This window comes from Rhodopseudomonas sp. AAP120 (assembly GCF_001295845.1).
Taxonomy (GTDB): domain Bacteria; phylum Pseudomonadota; class Alphaproteobacteria; order Rhizobiales; family Xanthobacteraceae; genus Rhodopseudomonas.
On the sequence record NZ_LJIC01000061.1, the window covers coordinates 70,062 to 86,587 of the forward strand.

General features: G+C 64.0%; 18 protein-coding genes. 10 read left to right on the forward strand and 8 right to left on the reverse strand.

Translation table 11 applies throughout. The features are described 5' to 3' along the window. Window position 1: 1 nt before the first annotated feature. Both IP86_RS10935 and IP86_RS10940 read right to left on the reverse strand, forming a co-directional pair. Window positions 2-775, reverse strand: a complete 774-nt coding sequence (locus IP86_RS10935) for an AAA family ATPase (RefSeq protein WP_054162589.1) — start codon at window positions 773-775, stop codon at window positions 2-4. A gap of 11 nt (window positions 776-786) precedes the next feature. Then, window positions 787-2,964: a TnsB C-terminal domain-containing protein gene (locus IP86_RS10940; RefSeq protein WP_054162551.1), complete on the reverse strand. Its 2,178-nt coding sequence runs from the start codon at window positions 2,962-2,964 to the stop codon at window positions 787-789. Between the two features lie 68 nt (window positions 2,965-3,032). Between IP86_RS10940 and IP86_RS10945 the strand changes: the two genes are divergently transcribed. After that, on the forward strand, window positions 3,033-3,323 hold the full coding sequence (locus tag IP86_RS10945) for a hypothetical protein (protein ID WP_054162552.1): 291 nt from the start codon (window positions 3,033-3,035) through the stop codon (window positions 3,321-3,323). A 41-nt stretch (window positions 3,324-3,364) separates the two neighbouring features. Here IP86_RS10945 and IP86_RS10950 read toward each other — a convergent pair whose 3' ends face one another. Genes IP86_RS10950 through IP86_RS10965 form a run of 4 tightly spaced genes read right to left on the reverse strand, consistent with a single transcriptional unit; the run spans window position 3,365 to window position 5,261 of the window. Further along, window positions 3,365-3,817, reverse strand: a complete 453-nt coding sequence (locus IP86_RS10950) for a phage regulatory CII family protein (protein WP_054162553.1) — start codon at window positions 3,815-3,817, stop codon at window positions 3,365-3,367. A gap of 4 nt (window positions 3,818-3,821) precedes the next feature. Further along, window positions 3,822-4,709, reverse strand: coding sequence for a ParB/RepB/Spo0J family partition protein (locus IP86_RS10955; protein WP_197279760.1), 888 nt, complete (start codon window positions 4,707-4,709; stop codon window positions 3,822-3,824). Then, entirely contained in the window at window positions 4,702-4,974 is a 273-nt protein-coding gene (locus tag IP86_RS28650; RefSeq protein ID WP_054162555.1) for a hypothetical protein, read from the reverse strand. The genes IP86_RS10955 and IP86_RS28650 overlap by 8 nt, the downstream gene beginning before the upstream one ends. Next, window positions 4,971-5,261, reverse strand: coding sequence for a helix-turn-helix domain-containing protein (locus IP86_RS10965; protein ID WP_082363942.1), 291 nt, complete (start codon window positions 5,259-5,261; stop codon window positions 4,971-4,973). The genes IP86_RS28650 and IP86_RS10965 overlap by 4 nt, the downstream gene beginning before the upstream one ends. A 134-nt stretch (window positions 5,262-5,395) precedes the next feature. On the opposite strand from IP86_RS10965, the gene IP86_RS10970 reads away from it, so the two are divergent. From IP86_RS10970 to IP86_RS10980, 3 genes are all read left to right on the forward strand, one after another. After that, the gene (locus IP86_RS10970) at window positions 5,396-5,908 is read left to right on the forward strand and encodes a helix-turn-helix domain-containing protein (protein WP_197279761.1); all 513 of its coding nucleotides are present in this window, start codon (window positions 5,396-5,398) and stop codon (window positions 5,906-5,908) included. 111 nt (window positions 5,909-6,019) lie between these two features. Continuing rightward, window positions 6,020-6,412: a hypothetical protein gene (locus tag IP86_RS10975; RefSeq protein WP_054162557.1), complete on the forward strand. Its 393-nt coding sequence runs from the start codon at window positions 6,020-6,022 to the stop codon at window positions 6,410-6,412. A gap of 766 nt (window positions 6,413-7,178) precedes the next feature. Then, window positions 7,179-7,667, forward strand: coding sequence for an STN domain-containing protein (locus IP86_RS10980; RefSeq protein WP_054162558.1), 489 nt, complete (start codon window positions 7,179-7,181; stop codon window positions 7,665-7,667). Between the two features lie 202 nt (window positions 7,668-7,869). Here IP86_RS10980 and IP86_RS10985 read toward each other — a convergent pair whose 3' ends face one another. Next, the gene (locus IP86_RS10985; RefSeq protein WP_054162559.1) at window positions 7,870-8,424 is read right to left on the reverse strand and encodes a GNAT family N-acetyltransferase; all 555 of its coding nucleotides are present in this window, start codon (window positions 8,422-8,424) and stop codon (window positions 7,870-7,872) included. Window positions 8,425-8,800: 376 nt separating this feature from the next. On the opposite strand from IP86_RS10985, the gene IP86_RS10990 reads away from it, so the two are divergent. Together IP86_RS10990 and IP86_RS10995 are read left to right on the forward strand one after the other, a co-directional pair. Then, window positions 8,801-9,784 (forward strand): phosphotransferase family protein, encoded by a 984-nt coding sequence (locus IP86_RS10990; RefSeq protein ID WP_197279763.1) that lies wholly within the window; start codon window positions 8,801-8,803, stop codon window positions 9,782-9,784. A 126-nt stretch (window positions 9,785-9,910) separates the two neighbouring features. Next, window positions 9,911-10,693 (forward strand): SDR family NAD(P)-dependent oxidoreductase, encoded by a 783-nt coding sequence (locus IP86_RS10995; RefSeq protein ID WP_054162560.1) that lies wholly within the window; start codon window positions 9,911-9,913, stop codon window positions 10,691-10,693. Window positions 10,694-10,829: 136 nt separating this feature from the next. Here the strand turns inward: IP86_RS10995 and IP86_RS11000 are convergent, their stop codons facing one another. Further along, on the reverse strand, window positions 10,830-12,152 hold the full coding sequence (locus IP86_RS11000) for an MFS transporter (protein WP_054162590.1): 1,323 nt from the start codon (window positions 12,150-12,152) through the stop codon (window positions 10,830-10,832). Window positions 12,153-12,337: 185 nt separating this feature from the next. Here IP86_RS11000 and cyoA point away from each other — a divergent pair, with 185 nt between their 5' ends. From cyoA to cyoD, 4 genes are read left to right on the forward strand one after another with little or no spacing between them, the layout of a single operon-like run. After that, window positions 12,338-13,492, forward strand: a complete 1,155-nt coding sequence (gene cyoA, locus IP86_RS11005; protein WP_054162561.1) for a ubiquinol oxidase subunit II — start codon at window positions 12,338-12,340, stop codon at window positions 13,490-13,492. 8 nt (window positions 13,493-13,500) lie between these two features. After that, window positions 13,501-15,507, forward strand: a complete 2,007-nt coding sequence (gene cyoB, locus IP86_RS11010; protein ID WP_054162562.1) for a cytochrome o ubiquinol oxidase subunit I — start codon at window positions 13,501-13,503, stop codon at window positions 15,505-15,507. After that, entirely contained in the window at window positions 15,507-16,136 is a 630-nt protein-coding gene (gene cyoC / locus IP86_RS11015; protein ID WP_054162563.1) for a cytochrome o ubiquinol oxidase subunit III, read from the forward strand. The genes cyoB and cyoC overlap by 1 nt, the downstream gene beginning before the upstream one ends. After that, window positions 16,133-16,522 carry a cytochrome o ubiquinol oxidase subunit IV gene (cyoD, locus tag IP86_RS11020; RefSeq protein ID WP_054162564.1) on the forward strand — a complete coding sequence of 130 codons (390 nt, stop codon included), beginning with the start codon at window positions 16,133-16,135 and terminating at the stop codon, window positions 16,520-16,522. The genes cyoC and cyoD overlap by 4 nt, the downstream gene beginning before the upstream one ends. Window positions 16,523-16,526 lie beyond the last annotated feature (4 nt).

Below are 16,526 nucleotides of genomic sequence, written 5' to 3' on the forward strand. Positions count from 1 at the left end.
GTCAGGCGCTCCGGCGCGGAGCGGACACGTAACGCGCGCCCGGCGGCTTGTTGGTGTAGAACCGCGTCGCGCCCCACGCGGCGAGATCGACCGTCGTCAGACCTTGGTTGCGGGCGATTTGAAGGGCCGCGTCGAGGTTCGTACAGATGCGCCTGGCGCGGCCGTCCGACTGCCGGCAAATCTCGGCCTGCAGGTCCGGCGCGATTGTGATGCCGCGCTGTCCGCAGAGCGACGCGGCCAGCTTCGCGACGTCGTCGGCATCACACGGCTCAGCCCCAGTCCAGTCGAGCACGCGGTTGTGAAATCGCTCGTGCACCGCGAGTTTCTCGGGCAGCATCTCTTCGCCGATCAGGATCACGGGGCAGCCGGCGACGTCGCCGATCTCGCGCACGACTTCCAGCATCCCGTTCTTGCGCAGCAGCTTGTCGGCTTCGTCGATAATCAGCGGCCGGCGCGGATCGTCGCCGAGTGCGGCCTTCGCCTGGTCGGCGAGATCGGAAATCGTCCCTTTCGCGGGCCGCCGCAGTTCGAACAGCAGCTCTTGCAGAAACTTCTTGATCGACCACGTCTCGCCGATCTCGACGCGGACCGCACTGGTCTTGTTCTGCACGTAGATGCTGGACTCCGTTTTGCCGAAACCGCTCGGCCCGAAATACACGGCAAAGCCCGGCAGGCTCGGTGAGCGCTCTTGAAGCCGAACGGTCATTGCCATAAACGACGCGACGTTCTTCAGCGGAACCTGGCCACCCTTGACGGCGTTGTTAGTTGCGGTCATCTTGTTCTCCTTCACAGTGATTGTTGACCCGTCGCGTCGGTCCAGGACGCGGCGGGTTTCTTCGTTTCAGTCGGGTCGACGAAGTCGTAGGTGAGCGCGAAGCCCTTGAACTCGGGGCCGGCGCGATAGCCGCCCAGCCACATCGCCTCTTCGGTACTCACAGGCTGGCCCATGCTCATCCGCTCGATGACTTCGAGCGCGCGCTGCCAGCGCTGGTGCGGCGTCTCTTCGGTGCGCAGCGGAACGACGGTCTCTTCCGCGATCAGCCGGGCCTGCATCGACAGCACGTCAGCGGACGGCGCCGGCGCTTCGCGCGGTACCATGGCGTCGAGCGCAGCGACGATCGCCGGCGTCGTGTGCGCTTCCTCGCGTTTCGGCATCGCGATGACGTTCGGCATGTCGCGGCGCGCGACTTCGAGGACGCGCTCGATCAGCGCCGGGCCGGTGGTAAGCTTCTTGATTTCCTTGCGGATGTCGCGAGTGCGCTCGGCCAGATGCGCGGCGGTGATTTCCTTTTTGGCGCGCAGCAACTCGGCAGGGTCGACGCCTGCCAGCTCCGGGCAGATCGCATCGCCGACATATGCTCCGGTGTCGGCATCGAAGGCGTAGATGCGGCCGGCGTCGTTCGGGTCCTGACGAACCAACACGGTCTCGCCGGGAAGAGCGGAGTGGATGACGTAGTGATACTTGTCGAGCTGGATGCCCGTCTTGCGAACGACACGGTTGCCGCCGACCTGCATCAACAGCAGGTCGAGCGCGCGCTGATCGACGGTGCGGATCGGCTTTTTCGAGGTCGCCGCTGCAAGCATCGGCGACGTGCCGAGGCCGGCGTGCGTACGCTGGTGATACACGGTTTCGACCCACTCATCGACGTAGGCCTGAAGCTGCGCGCCGGTCATCGACACGCCGAACGCTTCGGCGGTGTCCTCGCCGAGCCGATCGGCGAAGCTCTTGCGATCCTCGATCCGCTTGCGGTCGGCGACGTTGTGACCGACGAAGCCTGGCAGCAGCGTCGCGCAGTCGTGTTGGAAGGTCTTGATGACGCGTTCAACGTGGCCCTTTTGCTGGGGCGAATAGGCGTCCGACAGCTGCATCTCGATGCCGAGATTGGCAAACAGCCGCTTGGTATCCTGCGCGACGAAATCCGAACCGTTGTCGGTCTTGATCGTGTCCGGCACGCCCCAGGCGGTGATCGCCTTGCGGATCAGCAACGCAACCGCTGAAGCCCGCGGCGTGCGCGAGACGTAGAACGTGGTTCGGCGCGTCGCGATGTCGATCGCCGCATAGATCGAATGACGACCATCGACGCACAGAGCATCGACTGGCGAGGCGTCGATCATCCAAAGCGTGTTCGGCTCCTGCACCCAGCGATAGGTGCCGACACCGGCCGGCGCCATCGTCGAGCGATAGCGGTCCGGGTTCGACAGCTTGGTAAGCGCGACGCGCTCTTCGCTCTTCAGCTTCGCAACGTAGTGCTGCAGCGTTCGCACCGGCGGGACGTCCACCAGCTCACCGCCCGCGACCACCAGCTGATCGCCGAACTCGGAGCGGATCAGCATCCGCAGGTGCTGCGCTGACAGATGCGGGTTGTGGGCGATCAGGGCCAGCAGATAGGTCCGCACCCGGCCGCCGCAGGCGACATCGAGCACGCCCTTTCCCTTGCGCGCGGCGGCCCGATCAACAGCGAGGCTGTTGGCTTTGCCGGAGCGGCGCGCGGCGCACCACCGTGCCAGCGAGCGCGGCGACAGATGCGGGATGATCTCGCGGATCCACGCGTCGATGATCAGCGTGCCGCCGTTATACGCATCGACGAAGATCTTGGAGCGGGAGGCGTTGCCGAGCCGCTGGCCGCGGCCGAATGCTTCGAAGGCAGCCACAATGGCCAGTCGGGCATCGCGCTCGCGGGCCGCGCGGTCGCTGATAGGCGCCTGCGAGGCCGGGGCGACTGGCGGCTCCGGCTGCGGGGCCATCACGGCGCGGTGGCGACGCTCGAACTCGACGCGGGCCGATGTCGGCAGCAGCGAAACGTTGTACTCCAGCCCGCCGCCGCGCCCCTCGCGGCGTCGAACATAGGCGAGGCTCTCGTTCCAGCCTTCACGGCTGGCAAAGCGGATCAGGGCGCTCTCGCTGGCCGGCAAGCCTGGCAGATGCGCTTCGGCGAGTTCGCGGGCGGTGCACCATTCCCTCATGGGCGCGACTCCCGAATCGTCAGAAGGCGCCGTAGCTTTTCCGCTGCAGAACCGTAGGAGCGGCGAAGATGGACACCGACGAAGATGATCCTGTCTTTCAGGCTAAGCAGACTGACGCGCTCTGGATTACCTGCATGCTCATGTCCGAGGCCGTCCTCGTCGAGCTGCTGCGTGCCCGTGGAGGCGGTGGCAAATGGTTCGACAAGCTCCGAGCCGACATCATCAAACAGACCAAAAACATCAGCCACGAAGGGTTGAGCATCGACCAGGAGCTGAAGATCGTTCCGCGCACGGTGCGCCTGGTAAACGGTATCTTCGATGGGGCTCTCAAAGCGCTTGATCGTGACGGCACCGTCTGATCCGAGCGAGATTTGGCCGCCTGGCCATGTGGCTTTGATCCTCATCGCGAAGCCTTCCATTGCGCGTCGGCGGCCTGTTCTTCGCGCTCCAGCTTCTCCTTCATCTCGCGGGCCCGCTCGCGCTTCAGCAGCGCCTCGTACTTGGCGGGCACCGCGATCAATCCAAGCTCATTAAGCAGAGCGTTGATAAGCCGTTCGTCGCCGGTCACGCTGTAGAGCGCAGCGAGTCGATGGGCCGGGATCACGTGGGGCTTCTCCGGCGACGCGTAGGCGTCCAAGGTCGCCTTGGAGATTGTCTCGCCAAGTTGCTCGGACATCTCAGCAGCGACTTCGGCCCGGTTGAAACCTTCGAGCGCCGCCGCAATCGCGCGCGCCAGCCGCCGCGACGCGCTCCACGCCTTGATCTCCTCGGTTTCGAAGCGACGCACGACCGGCGTCGGCTCGAAGTCGCGGAACAGGTCGATGGTGGCGGTGTCGCGGCGGCGCGGTGCCATGGCTTTAGGCCTTCTTGCTCTTCAGCCAGGATTTGATGGCGTCAGCGTGCGCGTCGAAAAACGCGTACTGCTGCGCCTCTTTGAGCTTCGAGAAAGTGTTGGAGATCTTCTCCCAGGCCGGCGCGCGCTCCGGTGGCGGCGTCTTGTCGATCGCAGCTACAGCATCGGCCACGCTGCCGATGCCGCTCGCCACATCCAGCAAATGCGCCGCGACCCTACGCTGGCGTGCGGCGCTCTCCCGCGCCAGCGCCAGCAACTCGGCCTGGTTGTTGGCGATGGGGTGCAGCGCCAGCTCGCGCCGCACAGTGGCGTCGATCGAGGCGATCTCGACATCGCGCTGAACCGACCGCTCGTTGACACCCAGCGCGCGTGCCGCAGCCTCGGAAAAACGCTCGGCGAAAATGTTCGACAAATTGTCGATCTTTTCTCCGGCCGCCGGCCGACCGCGCTTTGGCAGTGGATTTTGAGCCTCGTAGATGCGCTTCCATTCGGCCAGCGCGACGGCCCGATCGAGCACCGTCAGTTCGGCGCGGACGAGGTTTTCTTTGATCTCGCGCATCCGACAGGCGGGCTCGTCGTCGGCCGAGAAATCGGCGACGTCGGCCTCGATCTCGGTGCGGCCGGCTTGCTGATGGCCGGCGACGCGATGGCCGCCGATCAGCAGGCGCCATCCGCCCTGCGGCTTCGGAGCGACCTCGATCGGAGGCAGCACTTCACCGGCCTGCACTTGCTCGGCGATGGCGGCGACCCAGTCGGGCCGCAGCTCTCGCAGGCGCCCGGAGGTGTCGATATCTGAGATTTGGATGATTTGACGGGTCATTTCAGCCGGCTTTAACGGGGTTGAAAAGAGCGGCGGATGCGGGCTCGCAGCCCAACATCCGCCGTCAGTCACGGGAGGAACGAGGGCTGCCGCCCGAGCCCACCACTCGCAGCAGGTGGCGCTGTTCGCCGGCATCGGACTCGTGACTGGTCAGGCCGGACAGAACTGAAAGGGGTGCATAGCGAGCTAGCAGCGCCTCGCGCGCGGCGGCAGGCAGACCACGGTTCGCCTGCCACATCGTCAGCAACGCAGCATCGCGCTCGGCCTGCGACAGCGGCGGCGAGGCCACCAGGGGAAAGTCAACGAATGGCCGCGCCGCGGACAGCGTGGGGGTCATGCGGCCTCTCCGATGTCCGGAGTGGCATCCCGCTTTTGCCTAGCGAGTCGCTCGCGTTCCGCGATAGTCTTGCGCTTGGGCGCCTTGTAGCGATCGGGCCACAGCTCCTCGACCGAGACGCCGAGAAATGCAGCGATCACCTTCTCGCCGCGGATGTTCCGGCGAACCAAGGCGACCCGGCAGGCGGATTTTTCCAGGTCGGCATCGATTGCCAGCCCGGTGAGACTTTCGCCTCTTCGCTCGATCTCGGCCTTGATCGAGTACCTGTCCCAAGTCCGTCTCTGCATGAAGTCCTCCGGTGGAGCCGGCCCTGGCAGGGGCCGGCTTTTCTCGGGTCCGTAGTGTGATCGCTTTTATGACAATCAGAATGCCAAATTTTGCGTGATTCGCAAGCAAGATTTGGCGTTTAACGGTGCAGAACTTGGAACGAGACGAGAATCTCACGACGCTCGGCGGGCGGATCAGGTCGGCCGCGGATAGAGCTGGGCTTTACCAGAAGGACTTAGCGCGCCTCTCCGGCATCGCATTGAGAACGCTGCAAAATTGGATTGCCGATAAGAACGCTCCGCCCTCTGACGAACTTCAAAAGATCGCGCAGATCTGCGGTGTTCCGGCGGACTGGTTGCTTAACGGAGAGTTAGCCAACTCGCCCAAAGACGCAGAATTTGGCGGTCATGGGCAGGCTCGTTTCGAGCGTGATGATGAGCTGTTCGGGCGCGTCGTAGACATTGTCGCGAAGACCTACACCGCTGAGGGGGTTCGGTTGGCGATGATCGACCTCGGGAGGATCGCCTCCAGAAAATACCACTGGCTGTTGGAGGCTTCAGTTGAGCCAGAGGAGCGCGGTGCCATGATCAAGTTGATCGAGTCGCAGCTTCGTGCAGAAATTCGAGCCGCAAGGGCCAAACCAGGCACCGGCAAAGCCTCGGCCTGATGATTGTCCGCGCAATTGCCCTGTCTGGGGCGATCCTTCTGGAACCGGTAGCCGGGTGCAATTGCAACTTTCGGTACATTGATACGTCAATCGAGCAGCGGAGTTCTGAAATTGGCTAGATTCGGCGCCATTTCGACGATTTTTGTCACTATTGGACTAATTGCCGCGACCGCTGCGCGGGCCGACGACATCGATCAGATCGCCAGAGACATCGATCAGTCCGGCAAGCTGGTCGTCGCCGCCTTCAAAATGACCGATACGGAAGAGATTGCCGCGCAGCGACGGCAACTCATCGCGATGTACCCACGGTTTCACGCTATCGGTTCGACTGACGATCCGCGGTTGGCCGCTTGCTCGAAGGCGCACCAGGCGCTTCTCGATGTGATTTATGCACTCGACGCCAAGTCGGCCGCTCGCGGCTTGCTAGCTTTCGAGGAAGCTGCGGCGACGTTCGACGATCAACTCGTCGACTGCAAAACGAAGCCCCGCCGACCGCGTCGGTAACGAAGCGCCACGTCAGAGTTCCGGCGCCGACCACCAAAGCATGCGTTCTTAGAAAGGCCTGCGGCTCAATGGCTTCTGCCGTTTATCGCGCTGATCTGCGAACTCTGACGCGGCGTCAGAGTTCGCGCGGGGCCATCATTGATTTGTCGATGCTTTCCGCGTCGGGCGTCCGCCCATCAGCCGCATTCTGTGCCATTTGATCTTGCGCGCCGATTAGCAGCCGCGCCGCCCGCCAGATCGCCTCTAAGCTGTTGTCGCGTCGCGCGAAATCCCGCGTCGTCCCGGTTTATCCCGGGTCACTTGCCCTGTGCCATCTGATCTTGCGGGTTACACCAGTGAAGATGGTGGATTTTCAGACCGAGCAATCCACCATCAGTCCATCGGACGATCAGCCGCCCTCAACCCGGGTTTCGGCAACGTCGCCCTCTTCATTAGATCGCCAAACAACACCTCTCACTCAGGAAGGGCGGTGGCGCCGACGAGGCGGTTATCAGCATGGCTCGTTTGCGGCTCGACGCATTCTTCGAGCTGATCGGCGATCGACCGTTTGATCAATACTTGCCTTAAGCCGGCCGACCCGGCTCGCGATCTGCCGTGAGCGTCACCAAAGCGTCATTGGCGCAGGATACGCGGGCGGGGTCGATACGGAGCAGTATACGTGTTTAGCTGGACCGCCAGCACTCGTCACGTGGCGGCCATCGTGACGCTGGCATCGGCGATCGGAAGTGTATCCGCGACGGCGGAGCCGGGGCGAGCCTTTCGAGGCATGCCTGCCGACATCTCCATCCAATCGCAACCGCTCGCCGAGGCGCTGCGTCAGTTCAGTGCTACTACGGGGTCCGAGGTCGTGGTGGATGGACGCGCCGTCGCCGGCCTCAGCTCACGGCCGGTACGCGGCGTGGTGTCGCCGGAGGCACTATTGCGCAGCATGGTGGCCGGCTTGGGGCTGACGGTGCGTCCCCTCGAGGCCGGCTCATACACGTTGGTGCCGGACGAGGGCGGAGCGCATGACGTGACCGCCGACACAGCACGGTTCGAACCCTATTCGAGCCGGCTGCAGGCGGTGGTGATGCGCAGGCTCTGCGCCGCGCGCGAGACCCGGCCGGGCGCCTACCGGCTGGCGCTCCAGCTGTGGATCGCTCCGTCCGGAGACATCTCGCGCTCGGCGATGCTCGCCTCCAGCGGTGACGATGTACGCGACGCAGCGGTGGCCGGGCGTCTGCGAGGGCCTCCGCGGAGCGCGCGGCGTTTTTGACGAACCGCAATGGCTTGGCAAGCAGCTTGCACAAGTCTGTCGTGGTACGGTTCACGGATGGAAGGCTGCTCTGGATCAGACCTTCAGCATATTGTTCGATAGCGGCGGACTAACCGCGAGGCCGTCTCGATCATCATCATCGTTGCGCGCGTCTTGTTGGTGGCGACGATGACTCGTCGCGGCCGGCTGCCGAGGCACCCAACTATCTGATGCTGTTGCCCGCTAAGTGCTGCTCCTGCCATTCCCTGCGCAGGATCGCGAACTGCATCGTGTTCTCGTAAACCGGATCGCCGTTGCGGTCGGTTGTGAACGAGACGAATTCCTTGAACAGGCCTTCCTGTCGCATGCCCAATCTCTCGCACAGTCGCTGCGACGCAACGTTGTGGTCCTCGACATAAGCGTAAAGGCGGCGGGCGTCGCGCACAGTGAACAGATGATCGAACAACGCCCGGGCGGCCTCTGACGCAAAGCCTTGGCCTGCGTAGTCTCCGTTGAAATTCCATCCGACCGAGAATGTGTCGTCTTCGGGCATGGCGAACAGGTCGCCGACGAGTCTGCCGGTCGCTTTCAGGCAAACCGCAATGTGCTCGTCGCTTTGGCCGCGCGCGATCGCGTCCGCCTCGGCGGCGGCCATGTCATCGAGCTTCATGGACAGGAAGCAGCTCGCGCGCGGCGCGTGCAAATAGGCGAACAGGTCGGCCGCGTTGCCCGCCCTGAAGTTTCTCAGCACGAGGCGGTTGGTTTCGATGGCATCCATGATGTCGGCTTCCTGAGCTTCGGCCGATCCGGAAGGGGCGCGGCGGACGCTTGTTGGCGCCCCAGCCCAGCACTTTTATGGCGACAGCATGCTGGGTCGCGACTCTTCAGGGGTGGTAATCCCGCGTGGCGGAAGTCCGGTTGTGCCGCTGCGCCGCAGCACGATCACTTTCGGTGATCGCGCCGAAGGGCGATCACGGCTTGTCGGTTGACAAGGAATTTCGAGAACCGCAAGACGCTCGAAGCGAAATGACGCCCTGCCACGTCAAGCGAGGTGCGTTCGCGTCGATCGATCGAGGAGCAAGGCGGCATGAAGACCACCGAACCGATTGCGGGCTACGACATTCCGGCCGTGGAGGCCTGGATCCGCGCCCAATGTGCCTGCGCTGAAACCACCGCTGGTTTGGACGCGGCTGCAGGGCGGTCACTCCAATCTGACGTTCCTGATCGAAGACGCAGATGGCGAGAAGGCCGTGATCCGCAGGCCGCCGCTTGGCGAACTGCTGCCCAAGGCGCACGACATGCAGCGCGAGTGGGCGCTGATCAGCGCGCTCGGACCGACGCCCGTGCCGGTGCCGGCCGCGCTCGGCTTCTGCGACGACCTCACGGTGACCGGCGCACGCTTCTACATCATGGGCCACGTCGACGGGCGTCCGCTCTACAGCGCCGACGATACGCGTCGTCTGGTGCCTGAGTCTCGGCGCGAGAAGCTGGCGCATTCGTTCATCGACGTGCTGGCCGATCTGCATGCGGTCGACCCCGACGCGGTCGGCCTCGGCGATCTCGGAAAGAAGGACAGTTATGTCGGCCGGCAGCTGAAGACCTGGTACCAGTCCTGGATGGCGTCGATCGAGCCGGCGAAGTTCGACGATCCGCGCGCGCATGCAATGCGGGAATTCCTGCTCGAGCAGCTGCCCGAACAGGGGCCGATCCGGATCGTGCACGGCGACTACGGCCTGCACAACACCCTGACCGGCCCGGACCACACCATCGTGGCGGTAGTCGATTGGGAGATCTCGACGCTCGGCGATCCCCTTGCGGATCTCGCTTATGCGCTCAACCAGTTTCCCGATCCCAGCGATCGCGATCGACAGTGGGGCGATGCGCCGACCGTGCCGCCGGGTTTCCCGTCCCGTACCATGCTGGCAAATCGTTACGCCGCGCGCACCGGGCGCGATCTGTCGAAGCTCGATTACTACATCGGATTCAATCGCTGGAAGAGCGCCGCCATCATCCACGGCGTCTATGCCCGCTACATGGCAGGACAGAAGAGCGCAGAGGGCGTCGACCTCGACGGTCTGCGGCGCCGGATCGGCGAGCAACTCGATCTCGCCGAGCAGGCCGTCGGCCGATTGAAATAGAGCACTGCTTCCGCTGAGCTCGTCCGGAAGAGCAGCTGATATCAACCGTCTCACCACCATGGCCCGGCAGGCCGTTGAGCGCCGGCCGGCATCATCGAACAAAGCTCAACGCAAGGGAGAAACTGCATGAAACTCGATTCCTCGGTCGCCGCCGTCGTCACCGGCGGAGCGTCCGGCCTCGGCGCCGCGACGGCGCGTGCGCTCGCCGCGCAGGGCGTGAAGGTCGCGATCTTCGACTTCAACGAAGAGAAGGGCGAAGCTATTGCCAAGGAGATCGGCGGCGTGTTCTGCAAGGTCGACGTGACTTCGGACGAGCAGGTCGATGCCGCTTTCGCCAAGGCCCGCGCGGCGCACCAGCAGGAGCGTATCCTGGTCAACTGCGCCGGCACCGGCAATGCGGTGAAGACCGCCGGTCGCGACAAGAAGACCGGCGAGCCGACGCATTTCCCGATCGATGCGTTCAATCGCATCATCCAGATCAACCTGGTCGGCACCTTCCGCTGCATCGCCAAGTCGGCCCAGGGCATGCTGTCGTTGCCGCCGCTGGGTGACGGCGAGCGCGGCGCCATCGTCAACACCGCGTCGGTGGCAGCAGAAGACGGCCAGATGGGCCAGGCGGCCTATTCGGCCTCGAAGGCCGGCGTCGTCGGCATGACCCTGCCGATCGCGCGTGACCTGATGAGCGAAGGCATCCGCATCAACACCATCCTGCCGGGCATCTTCAACACGCCGCTGCTGCAGGGCGCACCGGAGAACGTCAAGGCGGCGCTGAGCGCCTCGGTGCCGTTCCCGAAGCGGCTCGGTCTGCCGGAGGAATATGCTCAGCTCGCGCTGACCATGATCACCAACGGCTACTTCAACGGCGAAGACGTCCGCCTCGACGGCGCCATCCGCATGGCGCCGCGCTGAACGCCCCGCGCCCGGTCGAGTCGGCAGGCCGATCGGGCGGCTTGCTCGCCGCTCGGAACTGACACAAAAAAGCGGCCCGCGTCATTGCGGGCCGCTTGAATGTTTTTGGAAGGCGGGTGTCGGAAAGGGCGGGCGACTACCGGTACTCTTCCGATTCGCGCAGGCCGCTGATCCACAGCGCCAGCACGGTTACCACGGCGCCGGACAACAGATAGGCGCCGGACGACAGCAGGCCGAAATCCGTTGCGAGCAGCAGCGCCGCGAGCGGCGCGAAGCCGGCGCCGAACAGCCAGGCCAAGTCGGCCGTCAGCGCCGAGGCGGTGTAACGATAGGCCATCCGGAAGCTCGAGGCGATCGCGCCGGAGGACTGGCCGAACGACAGGCCGAGCAGCACGAAGCCGAGCATCATGTAGACCGACTCGCCGACCGGGCCGGCGTCGAGCAGCTGCGGTGCGAAGCCGCTGAACACCGCGATCGCGACCGCCGAGCCGATCAGCAGCGGCTTGCGGCCGATCCGGTCTGCCAGATAGCCGGACGCGATGATCGCCAGCACGCCGACGGCGGCGCCGATGGTCTCGATGACCAGGAAGCGGACCGGGCTTTCGCGGGTGAACAGGAACACCCAGGACAGCGGAAACACCGTCACCATATGGAAAAGCGCGAAGCTGGCCAGCGGCGCGAAGGCGCCGATCACGATGTTGCGGCCTTCGTTGCGAACGGTTTCGCTGACCCGGCCGGGCTGCAGCTCGCGGCTTTCGAACAGCGAGGCGTATTCGGGCGTCACCACCATGCGCAGCCGGGCGAACAGCGCCACGACGTTGATGGCGAACGCCACAAAGAACGGATAGCGCCAGCCCCAGCTGAAGAAGTCCTCGGCCGACAGATGACCGGTGAAATAGGCGAACAGCGCCGACGCGACGATCAGGCCGAGCGGCGCGCCGAGCTGCGGGATCATGGCGTACCAGCCGCGCTGCTCCTTCGGCGCGTTCAGCGCCAGCAGCGAGGCGAGGCCGTCCCAGGCGCCGCCCCAGGCGAGACCCTGCGCGGCGCGCGCCAGCGCCAGCAGCCAGATCGACGCCATCCCGATCTCGTAATAGCCGGGCAGGAACGCGATCGCGACGGTGGCGGTGCCGAGCAGCAGCATCGCGATGATCAGCTTGGCGCTTTTGCCGTAGGTGCGGTCGATGGCCATGAAGATCACCGAGCCGAACGGCCGGGCGATGAAGGCGATCGCGAAGATCGCGAACGAATACAGGGTGCCGTTGAGCTCGGTGGTGAACGGGAACACCAGGCGCGGGAACACGATGACGGAAGCGATCGCATAGACGAAGAAGTCGAAGAACTCCGCGGTGCGGCCGATGATGACACCGATGGCGATGTCGTTCGGATTGGCATGCTTGTGCGCCGGATCCGAGCCAAGCCCCGCCGTTGTGGTTCCCGCTGTGGTCGTGTCCGTCATCGCCTCTGCCATTGAAATGTCGAAGGAAAATGTTGCGACCGCTTCTCACTTTTAGAAGCGCTCGCATTCTGTTTGAGCGGTGATCCCGCACCGCAACATTGGACAAATTGTCCAATGTCCGGATTGTTGCGCCGCAGCTAGCTCGTGTCCTTGCGAGATATTCTCATTCTCAAAGGGCGGATCGCGTGTCACGACTAAAGTTCCTGTTGCTGCTACCCTTGGCCGTACTCCTTAGCGGCTGCAACTTTGTGGTGATGGCGCCTGCCGGCGACGTGGCGGCGCAGCAGCGCGATCTCATCATCGTGTCCACCGTGCTGATGCTCCTGATCGTGCTGCCGGTGATGGCGCTGACGGTTTGGTTCGCCTGGCGCTACCGGCACTCAAACGATGCGGCGAAATACGATCCGGAGTGGGACCACTCGACCGGTCTCGAGCTGGTGATCTGGTCGGCGCCGCTTCTGATCATCATCTGCCTCGGCGCGATCACGTGGATGGGCACCCATCTGCTCGACCCCTATCGCTCGCTGGACCGGATCGCCGCCAACCGGCCGGTCGATCGCGACAAGGCGCCGCTCGAGGTCGACGTCGTGGCGCTCGATTGGAAGTGGCTGTTCATCTATCCGGAATACGGCATCGCTTCGCTCAACGAGATGGCGGCGCCGGTGGATCGCCCGATCAACTTCCGCATCACCTCGTCCTCGGTTATGAACTCGTTCTACGTCCCGGCGCTCGCCGGCATGATCTATGCGATGCCCGGCATGGAAACCAAGCTGCACGCGGTGATCAATCACGCGGGCAACTACCGCGGCCTGTCGGCCAATTACAGCGGCGCCGGCTTCTCGGGCATGCACTTCGCCTTCCACGGTCTCGACGACGCCGGCTTCGATCAGTGGATCGCGCGCGCCAAGGCCAGCCCGGACAAGCTCGGCCGGCCCGAATATCTCGAACTCGAGCGTCCGAGCAGCAACGAGAAGCCGCGTGCTTTCGGCTCGGTGGACAGCGACCTGTTCCGCGCCATCCTCAACATGTGCGTCGACACCGGCAAGATGTGCATGAGCGAAATGATGGCGATCGACGCCAAGGGCGGTCTCGGCATGGCCGGGCTCAACAACACGCTGCCGCTCGCCTACGACAAATACGCCCGCCGCGGCACGACGCTCGGGCCGCAGCCGTCCTTCGTCGCCGGCACCTGCACGGTCGACGAACCGCAAGGCCGCGCCACCGCCCAGGTGCGTGAATCCACGCCGCTGCTCGGCGCCGGCCTGAAGCGGCCGTCGCTGACCCCGCTCGGCTCCTCCACCTCGTTCCTGTTCGGCTCGCCGTCGAAGTCCCAATCCTGAGGGATCGCATGTTCTCCAATTTCGATATCGTCAAAGCGATCTTTGGCCGCCTGTCGCTGGACTCGCTGCCTCTGCACGAACCGATCGTCGTGATGACCTTCGTGGCCGTCGCGTGCGGTGGCGCCGCGCTGGTCGCGGGCCTCACCTATTTCAAGGTGTGGGGCTATCTGTGGCGGGAGTGGTTCACCACCGTCGACCACAAGCGCATCGGCATCATGTACATGATCCTCGGCATCGTCATGCTGCTGCGCGGCTTCGCCGACGCCATCATGATGCGTCTGCAGCAGGCAATCGCGTTCGGCGGCTCCGAGGGCTACCTCAACGCGCACCACTACGATCAGGTGTTCACCGCCCACGGCGTGATCATGATCTTCTTCGTGGCGATGCCGCTGGTCACCGGCCTGATGAACTACGTCGTGCCGCTGCAGATCGGCGCCCGCGACGTGTCGTTCCCGTTCCTGAACAATTTCAGCTTCTGGATGACCGCCGGCGGCGCCGTGCTGGTGATGATCTCGCTGTTCGTCGGAGAGTTCGCCCGCACCGGCTGGCTGGCCTATCCGCCGCTGTCGAACATCGGGTACAGCCCAGATGTCGGGGTCGATTACTACATATGGGCCCTGCAGGTCGCCGGCGTCGGCACGACGCTGTCCGGCGTCAATCTGATCTGCACCATCGTCAAGATGCGGGCCCCCGGCATGACGATGATGCGCATGCCGATCTTCACCTGGACGTCGCTCTGCACCAACATCCTGATCGTCGCCTCCTTCCCGGTGCTGACCGTGGTGCTGGCGCTGCTGTCGCTCGATCGCTATGTCGGCACCAACTTCTTCACGAACGACTTCGGCGGCAACCCGATGATGTACGTGAACCTGATCTGGATCTGGGGTCACCCGGAGGTTTACATCCTGATCCTGCCGGCGTTCGGCATCTTCTCGGAGGTGACCTCGACGTTCTCGGGCAAGCGGCTGTTCGGCTACACCTCGATGGTCTACGCCACGGTCGTCATCACCATCCTGTCGTACCTGGTGTGGCTGCACCACTTCTTCACGATGGGCTCGGGCGCCAGCGTCAACTCGTTCTTCGGCATCACCACGATGATCATCTCGATCCCGACGGGCGCGAAGATGTTCAACTGGCTGTTCACCATGTATCGGGGGCGCATCCGGTTCGAGCTGCCGATGATGTGGACCATCGCCTTCATGCTGACCTTCGTGATCGGCGGCATGACCGGCGTGCTGCTGGCGGTCCCGCCGGCCGACTTCGTGCTGCACAACAGCCTGTTCCTGGTCGCGCACTTCCACAACGTGATCATCGGCGGCGTGGTGTTCGGTGCGTTCGCCGGCATCGTCTACTGGTTCCCGAAGGCGTTCGGCTTCAAGCTCGACCCGTTCTGGGGCAAGATCTCGTTCTGGAGCTGGGTGGTCGGCTTCTATCTCGCCTTCATGCCGCTCTATGTGCTCGGCCTGATGGGCGTGACCCGCCGGCTGCGGGTGTTCGACGATCAGAGCCTGCAGATCTGGTTCGTTCTGGCCGCCATCGGCGCGGGCCTGATCGCCATCGGCATCGGCTCCTTCCTGATCCAGATCGCCGTCAGCATCCTGCGGCGCGAGCAGCTGCGCGACGTCACCGGCGATCCGTGGAACGCCCGCACCCTGGAATGGGCGACGTCGTCGCCCCCGCCGGACTACAACTTCGCCTTTACACCGATGGTGCACAACACCGATGCGTGGTGGGAGATGAAGCGCGCCGGCTACAAGCGTCCGCTGACCGGCTTCAAGCCGATTCATATGCCGAGCAACACCGGCACCGGCATCATCCTAGCCGGTCTCGCCACTGCGGCTGGTTTCGGCCTGATCTGGTACATCTGGTGGCTGGCGGCGCTGGCCTTCATCGCGCTGCTCGCCGTCGCGATCGGTCATACGTTCAACTATCACCGCGACTACCACATCCCGGCCGAGGAAGTGGTGCGGGTCGAGGAAGAGCGGACCCGTCTGCTCGCTGCGGGAGCCAAGTGATGAGTGTCGCGGTCGCCAATCCGAAGGACGCGGATCCGATCTTCTACGTCGTCGATGAGCACGCCCATCCGGAAGGTTCGAGCACCATGCTCGGCTTCTGGATCTATCTGATGAGCGACTGTCTCATCTTTGCGATCCTGTTTGCCACCTATGGGGTGCTGGGCAGCAACTACGCGGCCGGGCCGGCGCCGAAGGATCTGTTCGACCTGAAGCTCGTCGCGGTCAACACCACAATGCTGCTGCTGTCGTCGATCACCTACGGCTTCGCCATGCTGACGATGGAGAAGCGCCAGGTCGGCGCCACCCAGATGTGGCTGGCGATCACCGGCCTGTTCGGTCTCGCCTTCCTCGGCATCGAACTCTACGAGTTTCACCACATGATCCATGAAGGCGCGACGCCGCAGCGCAGCGCCTTCCTGTCCTCGTTCTTCACCTTGGTCGGCACACACGGTCTGCACGTCACCTTCGGCATCGTCTGGCTGGTGACGCTGATGGTGCAGGTCGGCCGGATGGGACTGATCGAGGCGAACCGCCGCCGCCTGATGTGCCTGAGCATGTTCTGGCACTTCCTGGACGTGGTCTGGATCGGCGTCTTCACCTTCGTGTACCTGCTGGGAGTGCTGCGATGAGCATCAACAATCCGCCCGTCGACGCGCACGGCCAGGACCATCACGGCCATCCCGATGCGCATGCGCACGGCTCGCTGAAGAGCTATCTGATCGGCTTCTGCCTATCTGTGGTGCTTACCGCGATTCCGTTCTGGCTGGTGATGAGCGGCGCGATTGCCGACAAGTCGGTCACCGGTCTGATCATCATGGCGTTCGCGGCGGTGCAGATCGTCGTGCACATGATCTACTTCCTGCACATGAACACCTCGTCCGAGCAGGGCTGGACCATGATGGCGCTGATCTTCACCATCGTGATGGTGGTGATCGCGCTGGCCGGGTCGCTGTGGGTGATGCACCATCTGGTCACCAACATGATGCCGGTCCACAACATGGCCCCTCCGAAGTGAGCGA

What these genes read in the sequence shown, in the direction of transcription:
- IP86_RS10940 (WP_054162551.1), bottom strand. Translation starts at nt 2,964, where the DNA reads ATGAGGGAATGGTGCACCGCCCGCGAACTCGCCGAAGCGCATCTGCCA.
- IP86_RS10945 (WP_054162552.1), top strand. Translation starts at nt 3,033, where the DNA reads ATGGACACCGACGAAGATGATCCTGTCTTTCAGGCTAAGCAGACTGAC.
- IP86_RS10980 (WP_054162558.1), top strand. Translation starts at nt 7,179, where the DNA reads ATGCCTGCCGACATCTCCATCCAATCGCAACCGCTCGCCGAGGCGCTG.
- IP86_RS10995 (WP_054162560.1), top strand. Translation starts at nt 9,911, where the DNA reads ATGAAACTCGATTCCTCGGTCGCCGCCGTCGTCACCGGCGGAGCGTCC.
- cyoC (WP_054162563.1), top strand. Translation starts at nt 15,507, where the DNA reads ATGAGTGTCGCGGTCGCCAATCCGAAGGACGCGGATCCGATCTTCTAC.
- IP86_RS10985 (WP_054162559.1), bottom strand. Translation starts at nt 8,424, where the DNA reads ATGGATGCCATCGAAACCAACCGCCTCGTGCTGAGAAACTTCAGGGCG.
- cyoB (WP_054162562.1), top strand. Translation starts at nt 13,501, where the DNA reads ATGTTCTCCAATTTCGATATCGTCAAAGCGATCTTTGGCCGCCTGTCG.
- cyoD (WP_054162564.1), top strand. Translation starts at nt 16,133, where the DNA reads ATGAGCATCAACAATCCGCCCGTCGACGCGCACGGCCAGGACCATCAC.
- IP86_RS10935 (WP_054162589.1), bottom strand. Translation starts at nt 775, where the DNA reads ATGACCGCAACTAACAACGCCGTCAAGGGTGGCCAGGTTCCGCTGAAG.
- IP86_RS11000 (WP_054162590.1), bottom strand. Translation starts at nt 12,152, where the DNA reads ATGACGGACACGACCACAGCGGGAACCACAACGGCGGGGCTTGGCTCG.
- IP86_RS10950 (WP_054162553.1), bottom strand. Translation starts at nt 3,817, where the DNA reads ATGGCACCGCGCCGCCGCGACACCGCCACCATCGACCTGTTCCGCGAC.
- IP86_RS10965 (WP_082363942.1), bottom strand. Translation starts at nt 5,261, where the DNA reads ATGCAGAGACGGACTTGGGACAGGTACTCGATCAAGGCCGAGATCGAG.
- IP86_RS28650 (WP_054162555.1), bottom strand. Translation starts at nt 4,974, where the DNA reads ATGACCCCCACGCTGTCCGCGGCGCGGCCATTCGTTGACTTTCCCCTG.